The following is a 16,848-nucleotide window of genomic DNA, read 5'->3' as shown; positions in this document are numbered from 1 at the left end:
CTCTCGTGGTGTCGACCCGATCACGGGTAAACATTCACGGAGAGTTTGATCCTGGCTCAGGACGAACGCTGGCGGCGTGCTTAACACATGCAAGTCGAACGATGAACCACTTCGGTGGGGATTAGTGGCGAACGGGTGAGTAACACGTGGGCAATCTGCCCTTCACTCTGGGACAAGCCCTGGAAACGGGGTCTAATACCGGATACGACACTCTCGGGCATCCGATGAGTGTGGAAAGCTCCGGCGGTGAAGGATGAGCCCGCGGCCTATCAGCTTGTTGGTGAGGTAACGGCTCACCAAGGCGACGACGGGTAGCCGGCCTGAGAGGGCGACCGGCCACACTGGGACTGAGACACGGCCCAGACTCCTACGGGAGGCAGCAGTGGGGAATATTGCACAATGGGCGAAAGCCTGATGCAGCGACGCCGCGTGAGGGATGACGGCCTTCGGGTTGTAAACCTCTTTCAGCAGGGAAGAAGCGAAAGTGACGGTACCTGCAGAAGAAGCGCCGGCTAACTACGTGCCAGCAGCCGCGGTAATACGTAGGGCGCGAGCGTTGTCCGGAATTATTGGGCGTAAAGAGCTCGTAGGCGGTCTGTCGCGTCGGATGTGAAAGCCCGGGGCTTAACCCCGGGTCTGCATTCGATACGGGCAGACTAGAGTGTGGTAGGGGAGATCGGAATTCCTGGTGTAGCGGTGAAATGCGCAGATATCAGGAGGAACACCGGTGGCGAAGGCGGATCTCTGGGCCATTACTGACGCTGAGGAGCGAAAGCGTGGGGAGCGAACAGGATTAGATACCCTGGTAGTCCACGCCGTAAACGGTGGGAACTAGGTGTTGGCGACATTCCACGTCGTCGGTGCCGCAGCTAACGCATTAAGTTCCCCGCCTGGGGAGTACGGCCGCAAGGCTAAAACTCAAAGGAATTGACGGGGGCCCGCACAAGCAGCGGAGCATGTGGCTTAATTCGACGCAACGCGAAGAACCTTACCAAGGCTTGACATACACCGGAAACGGCCAGAGATGGTCGCCCCCTTGTGGTCGGTGTACAGGTGGTGCATGGCTGTCGTCAGCTCGTGTCGTGAGATGTTGGGTTAAGTCCCGCAACGAGCGCAACCCTTGTTCTGTGTTGCCAGCATGCCCTTCGGGGTGATGGGGACTCACAGGAGACTGCCGGGGTCAACTCGGAGGAAGGTGGGGACGACGTCAAGTCATCATGCCCCTTATGTCTTGGGCTGCACACGTGCTACAATGGCAGGTACAATGAGCTGCGATGCCGTGAGGCGGAGCGAATCTCAAAAAGCCTGTCTCAGTTCGGATTGGGGTCTGCAACTCGACCCCATGAAGTCGGAGTTGCTAGTAATCGCAGATCAGCAGTGCTGCGGTGAATACGTTCCCGGGCCTTGTACACACCGCCCGTCACGTCACGAAAGTCGGTAACACCCGAAGCCGGTGGCCCAACCCGTAAGGGAGGGAGCTGTCGAAGGTGGGACTGGCGATTGGGACGAAGTCGTAACAAGGTAGCCGTACCGGAAGGTGCGGCTGGATCACCTCCTTTCTAAGGAGCATCTAGATCTCGCAAGAGATCCAGGGCCACAACGTCGGCGAACGTCCGACGGTGGTTGCTCATGGGTGGAACGTTGATTATTCGGCCGGTTTCACGGGCCGGAGGCTGTTAGTACTGCTCGCAAGAGCGTGGAAAACATGATCTCCGGACGGGACCCGGTCGGGCACGCTGTTGGGTGTCTGAGGGAATGAACTTCCTTCAGTGCCGGCCCCAGTGCACTCGAACCGCTGGTTCGGGGTGATGGGTGGTTGGTCGTTGTTTGAGAACTGCACAGTGGACGCGAGCATCTGTGGCCAAGTTTTTAAGGGCGCACGGTGGATGCCTTGGCACCAGGAACCGATGAAGGACGTGGGAGGCCACGATAGGCCCCGGGGAGTCGTCAACCAGGCTTTGATCCGGGGGTGTCCGAATGGGGAAACCCGGCAGTCGTCATGGGCTGTCACCCGCTGCTGAACACATAGGCAGTGTGGAGGGAACGCGGGGAAGTGAAACATCTCAGTACCCGCAGGAAGAGAAAACAACCGTGATTCCGGGAGTAGTGGCGAGCGAAACTGGATGAGGCCAAACCGTATGCGTGTGAGACCCGGCAGGGGTTGCGTATACGGGGTTGTGGGATCTCTCTTCTGTTGTCTGCCGGCAACAGGACGAGTCAGAAACCGTTGATGTAGGCGAAGGACATGCGAAAGGTCCGGCGTAGAGGGTAAGACCCCCGTAGCTGAAACGTCAACGGCTCGTTTGAGAGACACCCAAGTAGCACGGGGCCCGAGAAATCCCGTGTGAATCTGGCGGGACCACCCGCTAAGCCTAAATATTCCCTGGTGACCGATAGCGGATAGTACCGTGAGGGAATGGTGAAAAGTACCGCGGGAGCGGAGTGAAATAGTACCTGAAACCGTGTGCCTACAAGCCGTGGGAGCGTCGGACATCAAGCTTGCTTGGTGTCTCGTGACTGCGTGCCTTTTGAAGAATGAGCCTGCGAGTTTGCGGTGTGTTGCGAGGTTAACCCGGGTGGGGTAGCCGTAGCGAAAGCGAGTCCGAACAGGGCGGTTTTAGTAGCACGCTCAAGACCCGAAGCGGAGTGATCTAGCCATGGGCAGGTTGAAGCGGAGGTAAGACTTCGTGGAGGACCGAACCCACCAGGGTTGAAAACCTGGGGGATGACCTGTGGTTAGGGGTGAAAGGCCAATCAAACTCCGTGATAGCTGGTTCTCCCCGAAATGCATTTAGGTGCAGCGTCGTGTGTTTCTTGCCGGAGGTAGAGCACTGGATAGGCGATGGGCCCTACCGGGTTACTGACCTTAGCCAAACTCCGAATGCCGGTAAGTGAGAGCGCGGCAGTGAGACTGTGGGGGATAAGCTCCATGGTCGAGAGGGAAACAGCCCAGAGCATCGACTAAGGCCCCTAAGCGTACGCTAAGTGGGAAAGGATGTGGAGTCGCAGAGACAACCAGGAGGTTGGCTTAGAAGCAGCCACCCTTGAAAGAGTGCGTAATAGCTCACTGGTCTAGTGATTCCGCGCCGACAATGTAGCGGGGCTCAAGCGTACCGCCGAAGTCGTGTCATTCCAGCATGAGGGCCAACGCCCGCTGGGATGGGTAGGGGAGCGTCGTGTGCCGGGTGAAGCAGCCGCGGAAGCGAGTTGTGGACGGTTCACGAGTGAGAATGCAGGCATGAGTAGCGATACAAACGTGAGAAACGTTTGCGCCGATTGACCAAGGGTTCCTGGGTCAAGCTGATCTGCCCAGGGTAAGTCGGGACCTAAGGCGAGGCCGACAGGCGTAGTCGATGGATAACCGGTTGATATTCCGGTACCCGCTGTGAAGCGTCAAACATTGAACCAGGCGATGCTAAGTCCGTGAAGCCGCCCCGGATCCTTCGGGTGAAGGGGAGTGGTGGAGCCGACGAACCAGACTTGCAGTAGGTGAGTGATGGGGTGACGCAGGAAGGTAGTCCATCCCGGGCGGTGGTTGTCCCGGGGTAAGGGTGTAGGACGGTGTGTAGGTAAATCCGCACGCCATTAAGTCTGAGACCTGATGCCGAGCCGATTGTGGTGAAGTGGATGATCCTATGCTGTCGAGAAAAGCCTCTAGCGAGTTTCATGGCGGCCCGTACCCTAAACCGACTCAGGTGGTCTGGTAGAGAATACCGAGGCGTTCGGGTGAACTATGGTTAAGGAACTCGGCAAAATGCCCCCGTAACTTCGGGAGAAGGGGGGCCACACCTGGTGATCCGATTTACTCGGTGAGCTGGGGGTGGCCGCAGAGACCAGCGAGAAGCGACTGTTTACTAAAAACACAGGTCCGTGCGAAGCCGTAAGGCGATGTATACGGACTGACGCCTGCCCGGTGCTGGAACGTTAAGGGGACCGGTTAGTCACTCTTCGGGGTGGCGAAGCTGAGAACTTAAGCGCCAGTAAACGGCGGTGGTAACTATAACCATCCTAAGGTAGCGAAATTCCTTGTCGGGTAAGTTCCGACCTGCACGAATGGCGTAACGACTTCTCGACTGTCTCAACCATAGGCCCGGTGAAATTGCACTACGAGTAAAGATGCTCGTTTCGCGCAGCAGGACGGAAAGACCCCGGGACCTTTACTACAGTTTGATATTGGTGTTCGGTTCGGCTTGTGTAGGATAGCTGGGAGACTGTGAAGCTCGGACGCCAGTTCGGGTGGAGTCGTCGTTGAAATACCAGTCTGGTCGTGCTGGATGTCTAACCCGGGTCCGTGATCCGGATCGGGGACAGTGTCTGATGGGTAGTTTAACTGGGGCGGTTGCCTCCCAAAGGGTAACGGAGGCGCCCAAAGGTTCCCTCAGCCTGGTTGGCAATCAGGTGGTGAGTGTAAGTGCACAAGGGAGCTTGACTGTGAGACCGACGGGTCGAGCAGGGACGAAAGTCGGGACTAGTGATCCGGCGGTGGCTTGTGGAAGCGCCGTCGCTCAACGGATAAAAGGTACCCCGGGGATAACAGGCTGATCTTCCCCAAGAGTCCATATCGACGGGATGGTTTGGCACCTCGATGTCGGCTCGTCGCATCCTGGGGCTGGAGTCGGTCCCAAGGGTTGGGCTGTTCGCCCATTAAAGCGGTACGCGAGCTGGGTTTAGAACGTCGTGAGACAGTTCGGTCCCTATCCGCTGCGCGCGCAGGAATATTGAGAAGGGCTGTCCCTAGTACGAGAGGACCGGGACGGACGAACCTCTGGTGTGCCAGTTGTTCTGCCAAGGGCATGGCTGGTTGGCTACGTTCGGGAGGGATAACCGCTGAAAGCATCTAAGCGGGAAGCCTGCTTCGAGATGAGTATTCCCACCCACTTGATGGGGTAAGGCTCCCAGTAGACGACTGGGTTGATAGGCCAGATATGGAAGCCTGGTAACGGGTGGAGTTGACTGGTACTAATAGGCCGAGGGCTTGTCCTCAGTTGCTCGCGTCCACTGTGTTGGTTCTGAAACCACGAACAACCCCATGCCTCATGGTCACGAGGGATGGTGCGGTATTCACAGTTTCATAGTGTTTCGGTGGTCATAGCGTGAGGGAAACGCCCGGTTACATTCCGAACCCGGAAGCTAAGCCTTACAGCGCCGATGGTACTGCAGGGGGGACCCTGTGGGAGAGTAGGACGCCGCCGAACAATCTTTGAGAAAGCCCCTGCCGGGTGACCGGCGGGGGCTTTCTGCATTTACGGCCGGTTTGGGGTCGCTTAGGGTCGAGTCATGCGCTACGACCTCGTGATCTTCGACAATGACGGTGTTCTAGTCGACAGTGAGCCGATCTCCAATCGGCTGCTGGCGGCCTTCCTGACCGAGTTGGGGCACCCGACCTCGTACGAGGACTCCATTCGGGACTACATGGGGTCGGCGATGCACCGGGTGCACGAGCTCGTGCTGGAGCGGACGGGCCGGCCGTTGCCAGAGGACTTCGACGATGTCTTCCACGGCCGGGTCTTCGACGCGTTCGAGCGGGAGTTGAAGCCCGTTCCGGGTGTCGTCCACGTGCTGGAGAAGCTCGTCGCGGACGACGTGCCGTACTGCGTGGCCTCGTCCGGGAGCCATGAGCGGATCAGGGTGGGGCACCGGACGACCGGGCTGGACCGGTGGTTCGGAGCCGGGCTCGTCTTCAGCGCCCAGGACGTGGGGCGGGGGAAACCGGAGCCCGATCTGTTCCTGCACGCGGCCGCGCGCATGGGAGTGGCTCCGGAGAGGTGTGTGGTTGTCGAGGACAGTCCCGTCGGGGTACAGGCCGGTGTGTCGGCGGGGATGGATGTGTATGGGTTCACGGGGATGACGCCCGCCGATAAGCTCGTTGGAGCCAAGGGGCACTTCTCGGACATGGGGCAGCTGCTGGACCTGCTCGTCTGAAGCCGCTCCGCACGCTTAGTTGAGCAGTATTCAACTTCCTCTACCCACGGGTAGGCCCTGGCCCCTACTGTGCCGCCATGACAGATCTGCTGCGGCGCGGTCGGGCCGCGTTGGCGTTCAGCTTCTTCGCTCAGGGTGTCGCCTTCGCGCTGCTCGTGACGCGGATTCCGGCCATTCAGGACCGGTACGGGGTCTCCGACGCGCTGTTGCCCGCCTTCCTCGCCGCCGTGCCGATCCTCGCCGGCGTCGGCAGCGTCTGCACCGAGCACCTCGTGAAGAAGGTGCCGCCGAGCCTGGTGCTCCGGTGGTCCCAGCCCGTCGTGCTCCTGGCCCTGCTCGGGGTGGGGGCCGGCGAGCAGATGGTCGTGCTCGGCGCGGCCATGGCGGCCTTCGGACTGGCGGTCGGAGCACTCGACGCGTCGATGAACATGCTCGGAGTGAGCCTGCAGCGGTCGTACGGGCGGAGCATCATGCTCGGCTTCCACGCGGTGTACAGCCTGGGCGGTATAGCCGGGGCTTCGCTGGCGTGGGTCGGGGCGCACTGGGATCTTCCGCTGCTGGTGTCGTATCTGCCCGTGGTGGCCGTGCTGTTGCCGGCGGTGCTGGTGGGGAGCCGGTGGTACGTCGACGCCGGGCCGGAGGCGGTAAAGGAGGACGCCGCACAGGCCGAGGCGGGCGGGGCGAGCGGCGCGGGCGGGTCCGTCGCGTTCAAGATGCTGCTGCCGCTCTGTCTGGTGATGTGCTTCGCGTACATCGGCGACTCGACCGTCTCCAACTGGAGCGCCAAGTATCTGCAGGACGTGCTGGGAAGCAGCGAGCAGCTCGCGACGGTGCCGTACAACGTCTACATGGTCACCACGTTGATCGGGCGGTCCATCGGGGACTTCGGGGTGCGGAGGTTCGGGGCCGCGGCCGTCGTGCGGGCCGGGGCGCTGGTGGCGGCGGTCGGGTTCGCCGTGGTGGCGGGTGCGCCGGGGGCCTGGGTCGGCATGCTCGGGTTCACGCTGCTGGGGCTAGGGCTGTGTGTGCTGGTGCCGCAGACGTTCGCGGCGGCGGGGCGGCTGTTCCCCGGAGCTTCGGACGCGGCCGTCGCACGACTGAACATTTTCAACTATGTCGGGTTCTTGATCGGTTCTCCGTTGGTGGGGGCCGTGGGGGACCTCTGGAGCTATCGCGGGGCGATGCTCATCCCCATGGCGTTGGTGCTGGTGACCCTGGTGTACGCCCGGTCGTTCGAAACTGAACCGGACCGATACGGTGGCGGGCATGAGCGGCCGCGCACAGCTGATGTGGGACGAGGCAGTAACGGGCTATGACTTCGGTCCGGACCATCCGATGGATCCGGTCCGGCTGTCGTTGACCCGGAGTCTGGTGACTGCCTTCGGTCTCGACCGGGAGATGGATGTCGTCTCGGCGAAGCCGGCCGGGGAGTCGACACTGCGGCTCGTGCACCGCGAGGACTACGTGGCGGCGGTCCGGGCCGCGTCCGCCGATCCCGGGGGCGCGGACGGGTCGTACGGACTGGGGACCGTCGACGATCCGGCCTTCGCCGGGATGCACGAGGTGTCCGCGCTCATCGCGGGGCAGTCGGTGGGGGCGGCGGAGGCCGTGTGGCGCGGGGACGCGCTGCACGCCGTGAACTTCTCGGGCGGGCTGCACCATGCGATGCCCGGGGGCGCCTCGGGGTTCTGTATCTACAACGACGCGTCGATCGCCATCGCCCGGCTGCTGGAGCTGGGGGCCGAGCGGGTCGCCTATGTGGACGTCGACGTGCATCACGGGGACGGGGTGCAGGCGGCGTTCTGGGAGGACCCGAGGGTCCTGACGATCTCGCTGCACGAGCATCCCCGGACCCTGTTCCCGCAGACCGGGTGGCCCGAGGAGACGGGGGCCCCGTCGAGTGCGGAGGGGTCGGCCGTGAACGTGGCGCTGCCGGCGGGGACCGGGGACGCGGGATGGGTGCGGGCGTTCCACGCGGTGGTGCCCGAGCTGATCGCCGACTTCCGACCGCAGGTGCTGGTGACCCAGCACGGGGCCGATACGCACTTCGAGGATCCGTTGGCGCATCTGGCGGTGTCGCTGGACGCGCAGCGGGCCGTCCAGGTCGCGCTGCACGAGCTGGCGCACGAGTACGCCGACGGCCGGTGGGTCGCCCTCGGCGGGGGCGGGTACGCGGTGGTGGACGTGGTGCCGCGGTCGTGGACGCATCTGGTGGCGATCGCGGCGGGGCGGGAGATCGCGCCGGAGACCGTGATTCCCGAGGAGTGGCGGCAGCAGGTGTTCGCTCGTACGCGGCAGTTGGCGCCGGCGCGGATGACTGATGGGCGGTGGCCTGTGGCGTGGGCGGGGTGGGATGCGGGGTACGACCCCGCTGATCGCTTGGATCAGGCGGTGCTTGCTGCGCGGAAGGCTGTGTTTCCGTTGCGGGGGTTGTTGCCGTAGGGGGCTTTTTCGCCCCCGCCGCCCCTACCCGTCCCGTCCTCCAGGGGGCTGCGCGCCCCCTTCGGCCCCCCGTCAGGGATTCGGGGCTCCGCCCCGGACCTCGTTCGCGCAGTTCCCCGCGCCCCTGATGCATCGGCTCGGACTCCGTTCGCGCAGTTCCCGGCGCCCCTGGGGGCTGTTAGGCCAACTGTGTGGTGGGGCGGTGGTTTTCGGGGTGGGGGCGGGGGCCGTGCGTCAGCATCTGAGGGTGGTGAGCGGTGGGGCGTTGCGGCGGCATCTGGTGGGGGCCGGGCTGGCTGGGCGGGTGAGTACCGCTCGTGAGGTGAGTCTGCGGAGTTATCGGTTGTTCGCGGCTCGTGATCCTCGGTTTCTGATCGGGATCGATCCGGAGATGACCTGGTGCCAGCGTGATGTGCTCGCTTTGATGGCGGAGAGGTGCGGGGTTTCGGCCGATCCCGGGTGTACATCCGGGCAGGATGTGATCGACCCGGAGTTGACGGTCGGGGCGCTGGACCGGTTCGCGGAACGGGTCGGGGCGGTCGCTCGCAGTGGTGGTCCGGTGCTCCTCGGGACCGGGCACCCGCATCGGCTGCTCGGTTTCTACGGCGCGTTGGCGGACGCTTTGTCGGCGGCGGGATGTGAGGTTCTCACCCCTGCGACGGGTAGACGTGTCGACATAACGACCCGGTTCGGTCTACGCACGTACAACCTCGACTACGTACGGGGCGTCGCTCTCGTCCGTGAGGCGCCCGCCTTGCGCTCCGGTTGTGCGACCGGCGTGCACACACATTCACCGCTGCCGGTACGGACGGTTCTGGCGGCCGTCGCGGAGGCCGGCGGGCCGCTCCCGGAACTCGTGGTGGGGGACCACGGTTGGGTCTGCGGGGCAGGTCAGCTGGGGTTCGAGACGATCGGGCTCGCCGATACGGACGATCCGGCGCTCTTCGTGGGGGAGGCGGAGGGGCGGGTGTCCGTAGCCGTTCCACTTGATGACGGTGTGCGGTCTGATTACTACCGACCGCTGACCCGCTACGTACTCAATCGGGCGTGTCTGTCACAGTAGGCCGCCGATGGCATCCCCTCTTCCCCACTCGCATCACCCGCCCCTACATTGGGGAGTGAGCACGCAACGACGAAGAGTCACCGGAAGGGGAAGCCGGTGGCCGTCGAGTGCGGAAGGTTCAGGTGTGTCATGGCTGCAGCTGGCGAGAGGCCTCTGAACGAGGTTCAGTTCCTGACCGTGGCGGAAGTCGCCGCGGTGATGCGCGTGTCGAAGATGACCGTGTACCGCTTGGTGCACAGCGGTCATCTGCCGGCGATCCGGGTGGGCAGGTCCTTCCGGGTGCCGGAGCAAGCGGTGCACGAGTACCTCCGCGAGAGCTATGTGGGGGTGGAGACGGCCTGACGGCCATCGGGGCCGAGGGCTCCCGGAGGCCCCATGGGACCTCCGGGGTTCCCCGGTTCCCCCTCGATTACGACCTCAGCGCTCGGACGGGTAGGCTGGCCCCTCGTAGGTCGTATGGGCCCATGGCGCCCAAACACCGAGTGATGAGAAGTGAGCGAGGGTAGTCGTGGGCTCTGTTATCAAGAAGCGGCGCAAGCGGATGGCTAAGAAGAAGCACCGCAAGCTGCTCAAGCGCACCCGCGTTCAGCGTCGCAACAAGAAGTAAGGCGGTCTGGCCCCGCGATCGGGGTCCTGGCCGGTCCCCCTCGCGTAAGGGGGCCGTACGCCTTGCTTTCTTGCGCGAGCGCTGTTGAAGAACGCGTTGCCGCGACCCCCCACCGGAACCGGTGGGGGGTCGCGGTGTTTCACCGGTCATTGTTTTTGCCGGTCATTGACGGGGTCGCGGTCACCACAGAGCAACATCGACCCGCTAACGTGGCCGCACACGGGGAACGCGGAGAGCACGGGGAACGCGGCAGAGTACGAGCAGAGTTACGCCTGTGTGAGGCGACGGCTGGAAGGAAGGCGCTGATCTTGGGGAAGGTCGTGCTCGTCACCGGTGTGGCCCGTCAGCTGGGAGGCCGGTTCGTCCGGCGGATCCAGCGTGACCCGCAGGTGGACCGGGTCATCGCGGTGGACGCGGTGCCGCCGGGACACCATCTGGGCGGCGCGGACTTCGTCCAGGCCGACATCCGTCAGCCCGCCGTTGCCCGTCTGCTGGCCGAGCACAACGTGGACACCGTGGTGCACATGGACGTCACGGGCACCCCTCTGGGCAGCGGCGGTCGCGCCACGCTCAAGGAGACCAACGTCATCGGCACCATGCAGTTGCTCGGTGCCTGTCAGAAATCCCCGTTGATCAAACGGCTGGTCGTGAAGTCCAGCACGAACGTGTACGGTTCCGCGCCCCGCGATCCGGCCGTGTTCACCGAGACCACCCCGCCCAAGTCGCTGCCCAGCGGTGGCTTCGCCAAGGACACCGTCGAGGTCGAGGGGTACGTCCGCGGATTCGCCCGGCGGCGGCCCGACGTGGCCGTGTGCGTGCTGCGGTTCGCGAACATCCTGGGGCCGAGCGCCGATTCGCCGCTCGCCTCGTACTTCTCGATGCCGGTGCTGCCGACCGTGCTGGGCTACGACCCCCGGCTGCAGTTCGTGCACGAGGACGATGTGATCGAGGTGCTGCGGATCGCCTCGCACGAACCGGCGCGGGGCACGCTCAACAGCGGCACGTTCAACATCGCGGGCGACGGTGTGTTGCTGCTCTCGCAGTGCGCGCGGCGGCTCGGCCGGCCGACGGTGCCGCTGCTGATGCCGGCGGTCAGCTGGGTCGGCTCCATGGTCCGGACGCTGGGCGTCACCGACTTCTCGCCGGAGCAGCTGCGGCTGCTGACGCACGGGCGGGTCGTGTCGACCAACCAGATGCGCGAGACCCTCGGCTACCGGGCCAGGTACACCACCGCGGAGACGTTCGCCGACTTCGCGCGGAGCAGGGGGCCCGGCCTCCTGCCCCCCGAGGCCCTCGCTGGGGCCATCGACCGGATCGCCGCCCTGCCCGTGCCCACGGTGGGTGGCGGTCAACCCCCGACGCAGAGCGCCAACTGAGGAGCGCATCAACGATGGCGGATGCCAAGGTCATTCCGTTCGACGACGACCGCACGCGCGGGGGTGCCGCGCAGCGCCCGCCGCGCCGCCGGACCACGGGGAGCCGGCGCAAGGGTGAGAGCGCGGTCGCCCGGGACGTCCGTGAATCCGGCGAGGTCCAGGCCCTCCCCGCACGGCTGGCCGACACGGATGATGTACCTGTGACACGGGAGAAGCCGGAGCCGCCCCAGGAGGCCGCCGAGGCGCAGGACGCGGGCGGGCTGGAGCGACGCATCGCCGGAGGACTCGCGTTCCTGCGCAAGCGCCTCACGGGCGACTACGAGGTCGACGACTTCGGCTACGACGCCGAGCTCACCGACCAGGTGCTGATGTCGTTGCTGCGGCCGGTGTACGAGAAGTACTTCCGGGTCGAGGTGAAGGGCATCGAGAACATCCCGACGGACGGCGGCGCCCTGATCGTCGCCAACCACTCGGGGACGCTGCCGATGGACGGCCTGATGATGCAGGTCGCCGTGCACGACAACCACCCCACGGGCCGGCATCTGCGGCTGCTCGCGGCGGACCTGGTCTTCATGCTGCCGGTGGTCAACGAACTGGCCCGCAAGCTCGGCCACACCCTCGCGTGCGCGGAGGACGCCTCCCGGCTGCTGCAGCAGGGTGAGCTGGTCGGGGTCATGCCGGAGGGCTTCAAGGGGCTCGGCAAGCCCTTCGGGGACCGCTACAAGCTGCAGCGGTTCGGCCGGGGCGGCTTCGTCTCCACGGCCCTGCGTGCCGGTACGCCGATCATCCCGTGCTCGATCGTGGGCGCGGAGGAGATCTACCCGATGATCGGCAACTCGAAGACGCTCGCCCGGCTGCTCGGCTTCCCGTACTTCCCGATCACGCCGACCTTCCCGTGGCTCGGGCCGCTGGGCGCCGTACCGCTGCCGACGAAGTGGACCATCCAGTTCGGTGAGCCGATTCCGACGGACGGCTATCCGCCGGAGGCCGCCGAGGACCCGATGCTGATGTTCAACCTGACCGACCAGGTACGGGAGCAGATCCAGCACACGCTGTACAAGTTGCTGGTGCAGCGGCGGTCGGTGTTCTTCTGAAGCCCCGCGGGGCTGAGGGCGGACGACAGCAGACGTACGACGGTGGGGCGCCCTTCTCGAAGAAGGGCGCCCCACCGTCGTACGGGGCGGGTCTATCCGCCGTTGTCGCCGTCGATGCCCAGGCCGGGCAGGAGGCCCGGCAGGAGGGGCGGGAGGGTGACGTCGGGGTCTTCGGGCGGGGTGGACTTGCCGGTGGACGGGGAGGTGCTGGTGTCGTCCTGGGGCGGGTCCAGCAGGCCGCCGGTGGTGCCGCCGACGAGACCTTCGCCGCCGCTGTCCGAGTTCGACGTGGACGGCTTGGGCTTGCCGCCGGTGTCCTGGTCGCCGCCGACGGAGCCGCCGGTGGTGCTCGGGGCCGGGCGGCCGCCCGGGTCGGTGGTGCCGGGGGAACCGGAGCCCGTGGACCGCTGCCTGCCGTCGCCGCCGGGGGCCGGGGGCTGCGGCAGGAGCGACGAGTGCGGGGCGACCTCGTCGTCTATGGCGTCGAAGACCGACGAGACCTGCCGACTCACGTCCCCGAGCTGCACGGGCAGCCGGTCGCGGAGCGCGCCCCAGGCCTCGCGGTGGGACCGGGAGAAGGCCGACAGGGCCTGGATCGGGCCCAGGGAGTCCGGATCTCGCTCGAAGGCCTCGTGGAGCAGCCGGTGGCCCTCGGCGGCGTCGTGCCGCATCCCGGTGAGTGCGCGGCGGATCTCGCCGAGCGACTCGTGGTCGAGGTGTCCGCTCCGGCCGCGCTCCATGAGGCGGCGGGCCTCGCCGAGCCGGGTGGACGCCTGGTCCAGGTAGAGCCGGCCCCGGTCGTCGTTGTCGTCGGCCAGGGTCAGTTTCACGTCCTCGATGCCGCGCTTGAGGCCGTAGAGCGAGTCACCGGGGAGGGCGTCCGAGCTGGCGGCGGCCACACCGCCGAAGGCGCTCGCGGCCACACCGACGCTGAGCCCGCCCGCGGCGAGCCCTTTCGTCAGGCGGGACCTTGGTCGCAACTTGCCCAGCGGGCTCGCCCGGTGAGCGCCTCGCGCCCGGCCCGATCGCTGCTCGGGCACCGAAGGGTCCGACGCCTCGCGCCCCGGCAGTGTGCCGTCCCGCAGCATGGCTTCCATCGCGGCCACCAACTGGGCGCGATGGACGACCTTGACCTCGGGGTCGAGCACTGGCTTGGGCAGCTCGTCGAGACCGATGGTGAGGGCCACCATGCGGCCCCGCTCGGTCTGTTCCGCTGCCGGGGCCGGTGCCGATCCCTCGGGCTGCTCGGCCGCCGTGCCCCGGTCGGACAGCTCCTCCAGGGCCTGGGCGAAGGCGTTCGCCCGCCGGTGCGCCGATACGTTCGCGATCACTGGCGGCACCTCCTCTCGTCATGACGGTCGACTCCCCAGGGGGTCCTGAGGGTTGCACGTCCCCGACCGTGCCACACGATCGAGTGATCGGTGTCGGCCAGGCGCGACCACAGGGAGCCTGTATCCCGCACAACGAGCGGCGCGGCACTTGGGTTACGGACGGCGGATGATCGGACGAGGAAGTCAACCGACTTCGACGCAGGGTGAGTTGAGCGTCGCGGAGCGTATGTGATCGATGCGCTCGGCGAGCCGGTGGCTCAGCTGTGGTGGTCCCGGTGGGCGGGCCTCAGCGGGCGTCGTCCGGAAGGAGGCGGGCGAGCGTGCGGACCGCACGGTACTGGAGGGTCTTGATCGCGCCCTCGTTCTTGCCCATGACCCGGGCGGTCTCGGCGACGGAGAGGCCCTGGAGGAAGCGGAGGGTGACGCACTCCTGCTGCTGCGGGTTGAGCCGGCGTACGGCTTCCAGCAGGGCGGCGTTGGAGAGGGACTCCAGGACGGAGTCCTCGGGGGAGCGCTCGACCTCGTTGGCGTCGAGCATCTCGCCGGTGGTGACCTCCAGCCGGAAACGGCTGGACTTGAAGTGGTCGGCCACCAGGTTGCGGGCGATGGTGACCAGCCAGGCGCCGAAGTCGCGGCCCTGCCAGGTGAACGTGCCGATGCGGCGCAGGGCGCGCAGGAAGGTCTCGCTGGTGAGGTCCTCGGCGGTCGCCTTGCCGCCGACGCGGTAGTAGATGTAGCGGTAGACGGTGTCGCTGTACTGGTCGTACAGGCGGCCGAAGGCGTCGGCCTCGCCGGACTGGGCGCGTTCGACGAGGTCCATCATGCGGGCGCTGTCGCTGTCCGCGGCGGGACGGCGGGTGGTCGTGGCGGTGGATCCCGAACGGCCTCGTCTGCCCGCCCGTCCGTCAACCGACCGCCGCCCCTCGACGACAGCGCTTCGCGCCGGCCCCTGCTCGACGCCGTCGGCCAGTGCGTAGCACGGGCCGACGGGCGCGGCGGAGGTGGCGAGGGCGGGGACGGCGTACGCGGTGGGGACGAAGCCGCGCAACAGTTGGTTGACTGTCGCGCGCAGCGTAGCCAGGCCCGAGGCGTCAACCCCGACGTGTGGGTACACGGGACTCCCAGAGGCAGAGCTTCCATCACGTGCAGTGCGGAACCTTTCACCCGTCGTAGCGACGGAGGGGTACCGGTTTGCGTTTGAGGAGAATAACGCTTCGTGCAGGCACTGCTACACCCAGTTGCTCAAATCATCGATTACGTCGCTTCTGTTACCGATTGACGGCTGCTCAAGTACCGCCGCGTGATCGGATGTTGATCGATTGGGTTCGTTTTCCGTCTGGGTGCGGGGCGTGTTGTGGTCGGGTGCGGACGGTGTGACTGAGCGGGGCGCGGTGGGGGTATGACGGCCCGAATGCCGGGGTGACGGGGGCGGACGCGTCCGGACGCGCGAACGCCGGAGGGGCTGGGAGACCCAGCCCCTCCGGCGTTCGAGGAACGATCAGCCGTTCAGCGGCGGCGGCGGTGCAGCGCGATCGCGGCCGCCGTGCCACCGGCCACCGCGCCGACGCCCGCGGCCGCGGGGAGGCCGACCTTGGCGGCCTTACGGGCGGTGCGGTAGTCGCGCAGCCGCCAGTCCATGTCACGGGCGTGCTTGCGGAGTTTGCTGTCCGGGTTGATGGCGTACGGGTGACCCACGAGCGACAGCATCGGGATGTCGTTGTGGGAGTCGCTGTACGCGGCGCAGCGCGAGAGGTCCAGCCCCTCGGCGGCGGCCAGGGCGCGGACGGCCTCGGCCTTGGCCGGGCCGTGCAGCGGCTCGCCGACCAGCTTGCCGGTGTAGACGCCGTCGAGGGACTCGGCGACCGTGCCCAACGCGCCGGTCAGGCCCAGTCGGCGGGCGATGACCTGGGCGATCTCGACGGGCGCGGCCGTGACGAGCCAGACCTTCTGGCCGGCGTCGAGGTGGGCCTGGGCCAGGGCGCGGGTGCCGGGCCAGATGCGCTCGGCCATGTACTCGTCGTAGATCTCCTCGCCGATGATCGTCAGTTCGGCGACGCGGTGGCCCTGGACGATGGAGAGCGCGGAGTTCTGGGCGTCCTGCATGTGCTCGGGGTCCTCGGAGCCGGCCAGCCTGAACCACGCCTGCTGCCAGGCGAATCGGGCGAGGTCGCGGGTCTCGAAGAACTTCCGTTTGTACAGGCCCCGGCCGAAGTGGAAGAGCGAGGCGCCCTGCATGACGGTGTTGTCGAGGTCGAAGAACGCGGCGGCCTTGTCGTCACCGAGAACCGGGAACTCCGGTTCCTTGACGGCGTCGGGCGCGGGGGAGATGTCCTCCAGCTCCTGGGAGGACTTGCGTGCTGCCTCCGCAGAGGCCTCGCCTGCCAAAACGCTCCGCGCCGTGGCGGAGCGCCTACGGGGAGTGAGCCATCCGAGAGCGGCCATGTCGTGAGCATAGCCAGTCTGTTCGGTACTTCCGGAGTCTGGAGGTTTGCGGGCTGTGAACTCTCCGCGGCCGTGTCGTTAAAGAAGGGGTCCTCTTCGTGTGTCCGCGTGCGGAAGGCGGCGGAACCGGTGAGGAAAGGGGCAGGTCGTGCGCTTGGTGGTGAGGAGGAGGTGTGGACATCCCGTGCGGAGCGACAATGGCCGGCATGAGTGCCCTGTTCCGGCGGACGCCGAAGAATCCCGGTGAGCGAATCGTCACACTGATCGGCAAACCGGGGTGCCATCTGTGCGACGACGCGGAGGCGGTGATCGGGAAGGTCTGCGGTGAGCTGGGCGTTCCCTGGGAGAAGAAGGACATCACCGAGGACGAGGAGTTGCACCGGCAGTACTGGGAGCAGATCCCCGTGGTGCTGGTGGACGGCGCGCAGCACACCTTCTGGCGTGTGAACGAGGAGCGCCTGCGCAAAGCCCTCTCGTAGAGGTGCCCGAGATGTGACCTGACCGACCAGTCCAAGTGGTCCCAAAAGTCGCTTAGGATCGATGGGCTGGTTGGTCTCGGGGGCGGGATTCG

The 16,848-nt window shown here is 65.9% G+C and carries 12 protein-coding genes and 3 rRNA genes; 12 read left to right on the top strand and 3 right to left on the bottom strand.

Annotated features, from left to right (window positions below; genetic code table 11):
* Window positions 1–33 precede the first annotated feature (33 nt).
* The 11 genes from ACZ9QC_RS17010 to ACZ9QC_RS16960 all read left to right on the top strand — a co-directional run bounded on the left by ACZ9QC_RS17010 (window position 34) and on the right by ACZ9QC_RS16960 (window position 12,504).
* Window positions 34–1,559, top strand: a 16S ribosomal RNA gene (locus ACZ9QC_RS17010).
* A 300-nt stretch (window positions 1,560–1,859) separates the two neighbouring features.
* Window positions 1,860–4,983: ribosomal RNA gene (locus ACZ9QC_RS17005) — 23S ribosomal RNA — on the top strand.
* A gap of 95 nt (window positions 4,984–5,078) precedes the next feature.
* A 5S ribosomal RNA gene (rrf, locus tag ACZ9QC_RS17000) occupies window positions 5,079–5,195 on the top strand.
* The 16S, 23S and 5S rRNA genes sit together here, the layout of an rRNA operon.
* 82 nt (window positions 5,196–5,277) lie before the next feature.
* Window positions 5,278–5,922, top strand: a complete 645-nt coding sequence (locus ACZ9QC_RS16995; protein ID WP_472920887.1) for an HAD family hydrolase — start codon at window positions 5,278–5,280, stop codon at window positions 5,920–5,922.
* 77 nt (window positions 5,923–5,999) lie between these two features.
* Window positions 6,000–7,238 carry an MFS transporter gene (locus ACZ9QC_RS16990; protein WP_472920886.1) on the top strand — a complete coding sequence of 413 codons (1,239 nt, stop codon included), beginning with the start codon at window positions 6,000–6,002 and terminating at the stop codon, window positions 7,236–7,238.
* Entirely contained in the window at window positions 7,189–8,364 is a 1,176-nt protein-coding gene (locus ACZ9QC_RS16985) for an acetoin utilization protein AcuC (protein WP_472920885.1), read from the top strand. Before ACZ9QC_RS16990 ends, ACZ9QC_RS16985 begins: the two co-directional genes overlap by 50 nt.
* Window positions 8,365–8,611: 247 nt before the next feature.
* Window positions 8,612–9,427 carry a phosphatase gene (locus ACZ9QC_RS16980; RefSeq protein ID WP_472921716.1) on the top strand — a complete coding sequence of 272 codons (816 nt, stop codon included), beginning with the start codon at window positions 8,612–8,614 and terminating at the stop codon, window positions 9,425–9,427.
* Window positions 9,428–9,556: 129 nt separating this feature from the next.
* Window positions 9,557–9,769 carry a helix-turn-helix domain-containing protein gene (locus ACZ9QC_RS16975; RefSeq protein ID WP_007443703.1) on the top strand — a complete coding sequence of 71 codons (213 nt, stop codon included), beginning with the start codon at window positions 9,557–9,559 and terminating at the stop codon, window positions 9,767–9,769.
* A 166-nt stretch (window positions 9,770–9,935) separates the two neighbouring features.
* A complete protein-coding gene (locus ACZ9QC_RS16970) occupies window positions 9,936–10,034 on the top strand; it encodes a 30S ribosomal protein bS22 (protein WP_003948845.1) in 99 nt (32 codons plus the stop codon).
* 308 nt (window positions 10,035–10,342) lie between these two features.
* The gene (locus ACZ9QC_RS16965; RefSeq protein ID WP_472920884.1) at window positions 10,343–11,410 is read left to right on the top strand and encodes an NAD-dependent epimerase/dehydratase family protein; all 1,068 of its coding nucleotides are present in this window, start codon (window positions 10,343–10,345) and stop codon (window positions 11,408–11,410) included.
* Window positions 11,411–11,424: 14 nt separating this feature from the next.
* Window positions 11,425–12,504 carry a lysophospholipid acyltransferase family protein gene (locus ACZ9QC_RS16960; protein WP_472920883.1) on the top strand — a complete coding sequence of 360 codons (1,080 nt, stop codon included), beginning with the start codon at window positions 11,425–11,427 and terminating at the stop codon, window positions 12,502–12,504.
* Between the two features lie 92 nt (window positions 12,505–12,596).
* Here the strand turns inward: ACZ9QC_RS16960 and ACZ9QC_RS16955 are convergent, their stop codons facing one another.
* From ACZ9QC_RS16955 to ACZ9QC_RS16945, 3 genes are all read right to left on the bottom strand, one after another.
* The gene (locus tag ACZ9QC_RS16955; RefSeq protein WP_472920882.1) at window positions 12,597–13,835 is read right to left on the bottom strand and encodes a DUF5667 domain-containing protein; all 1,239 of its coding nucleotides are present in this window, start codon (window positions 13,833–13,835) and stop codon (window positions 12,597–12,599) included.
* Between the two features lie 286 nt (window positions 13,836–14,121).
* Window positions 14,122–14,949: an ECF subfamily RNA polymerase sigma factor, BldN family gene (locus ACZ9QC_RS16950; RefSeq protein WP_472920881.1), complete on the bottom strand. Its 828-nt coding sequence runs from the start codon at window positions 14,947–14,949 to the stop codon at window positions 14,122–14,124.
* 392 nt (window positions 14,950–15,341) lie between these two features.
* A complete protein-coding gene (locus ACZ9QC_RS16945; protein ID WP_472920880.1) occupies window positions 15,342–16,277 on the bottom strand; it encodes an HAD family hydrolase in 936 nt (311 codons plus the stop codon).
* Between the two features lie 197 nt (window positions 16,278–16,474).
* On the opposite strand from ACZ9QC_RS16945, the gene ACZ9QC_RS16940 reads away from it, so the two are divergent.
* A complete protein-coding gene (locus tag ACZ9QC_RS16940; RefSeq protein ID WP_467291788.1) occupies window positions 16,475–16,756 on the top strand; it encodes a glutaredoxin family protein in 282 nt (93 codons plus the stop codon).
* Window positions 16,757–16,848 lie beyond the last annotated feature (92 nt).

Source organism: Streptomyces sp. HUAS MS02 (assembly GCF_055702265.1).
Note: the sequence above shows the minus strand (reverse complement) of the source record. Positions and strands in the feature narration are given on the sequence as shown.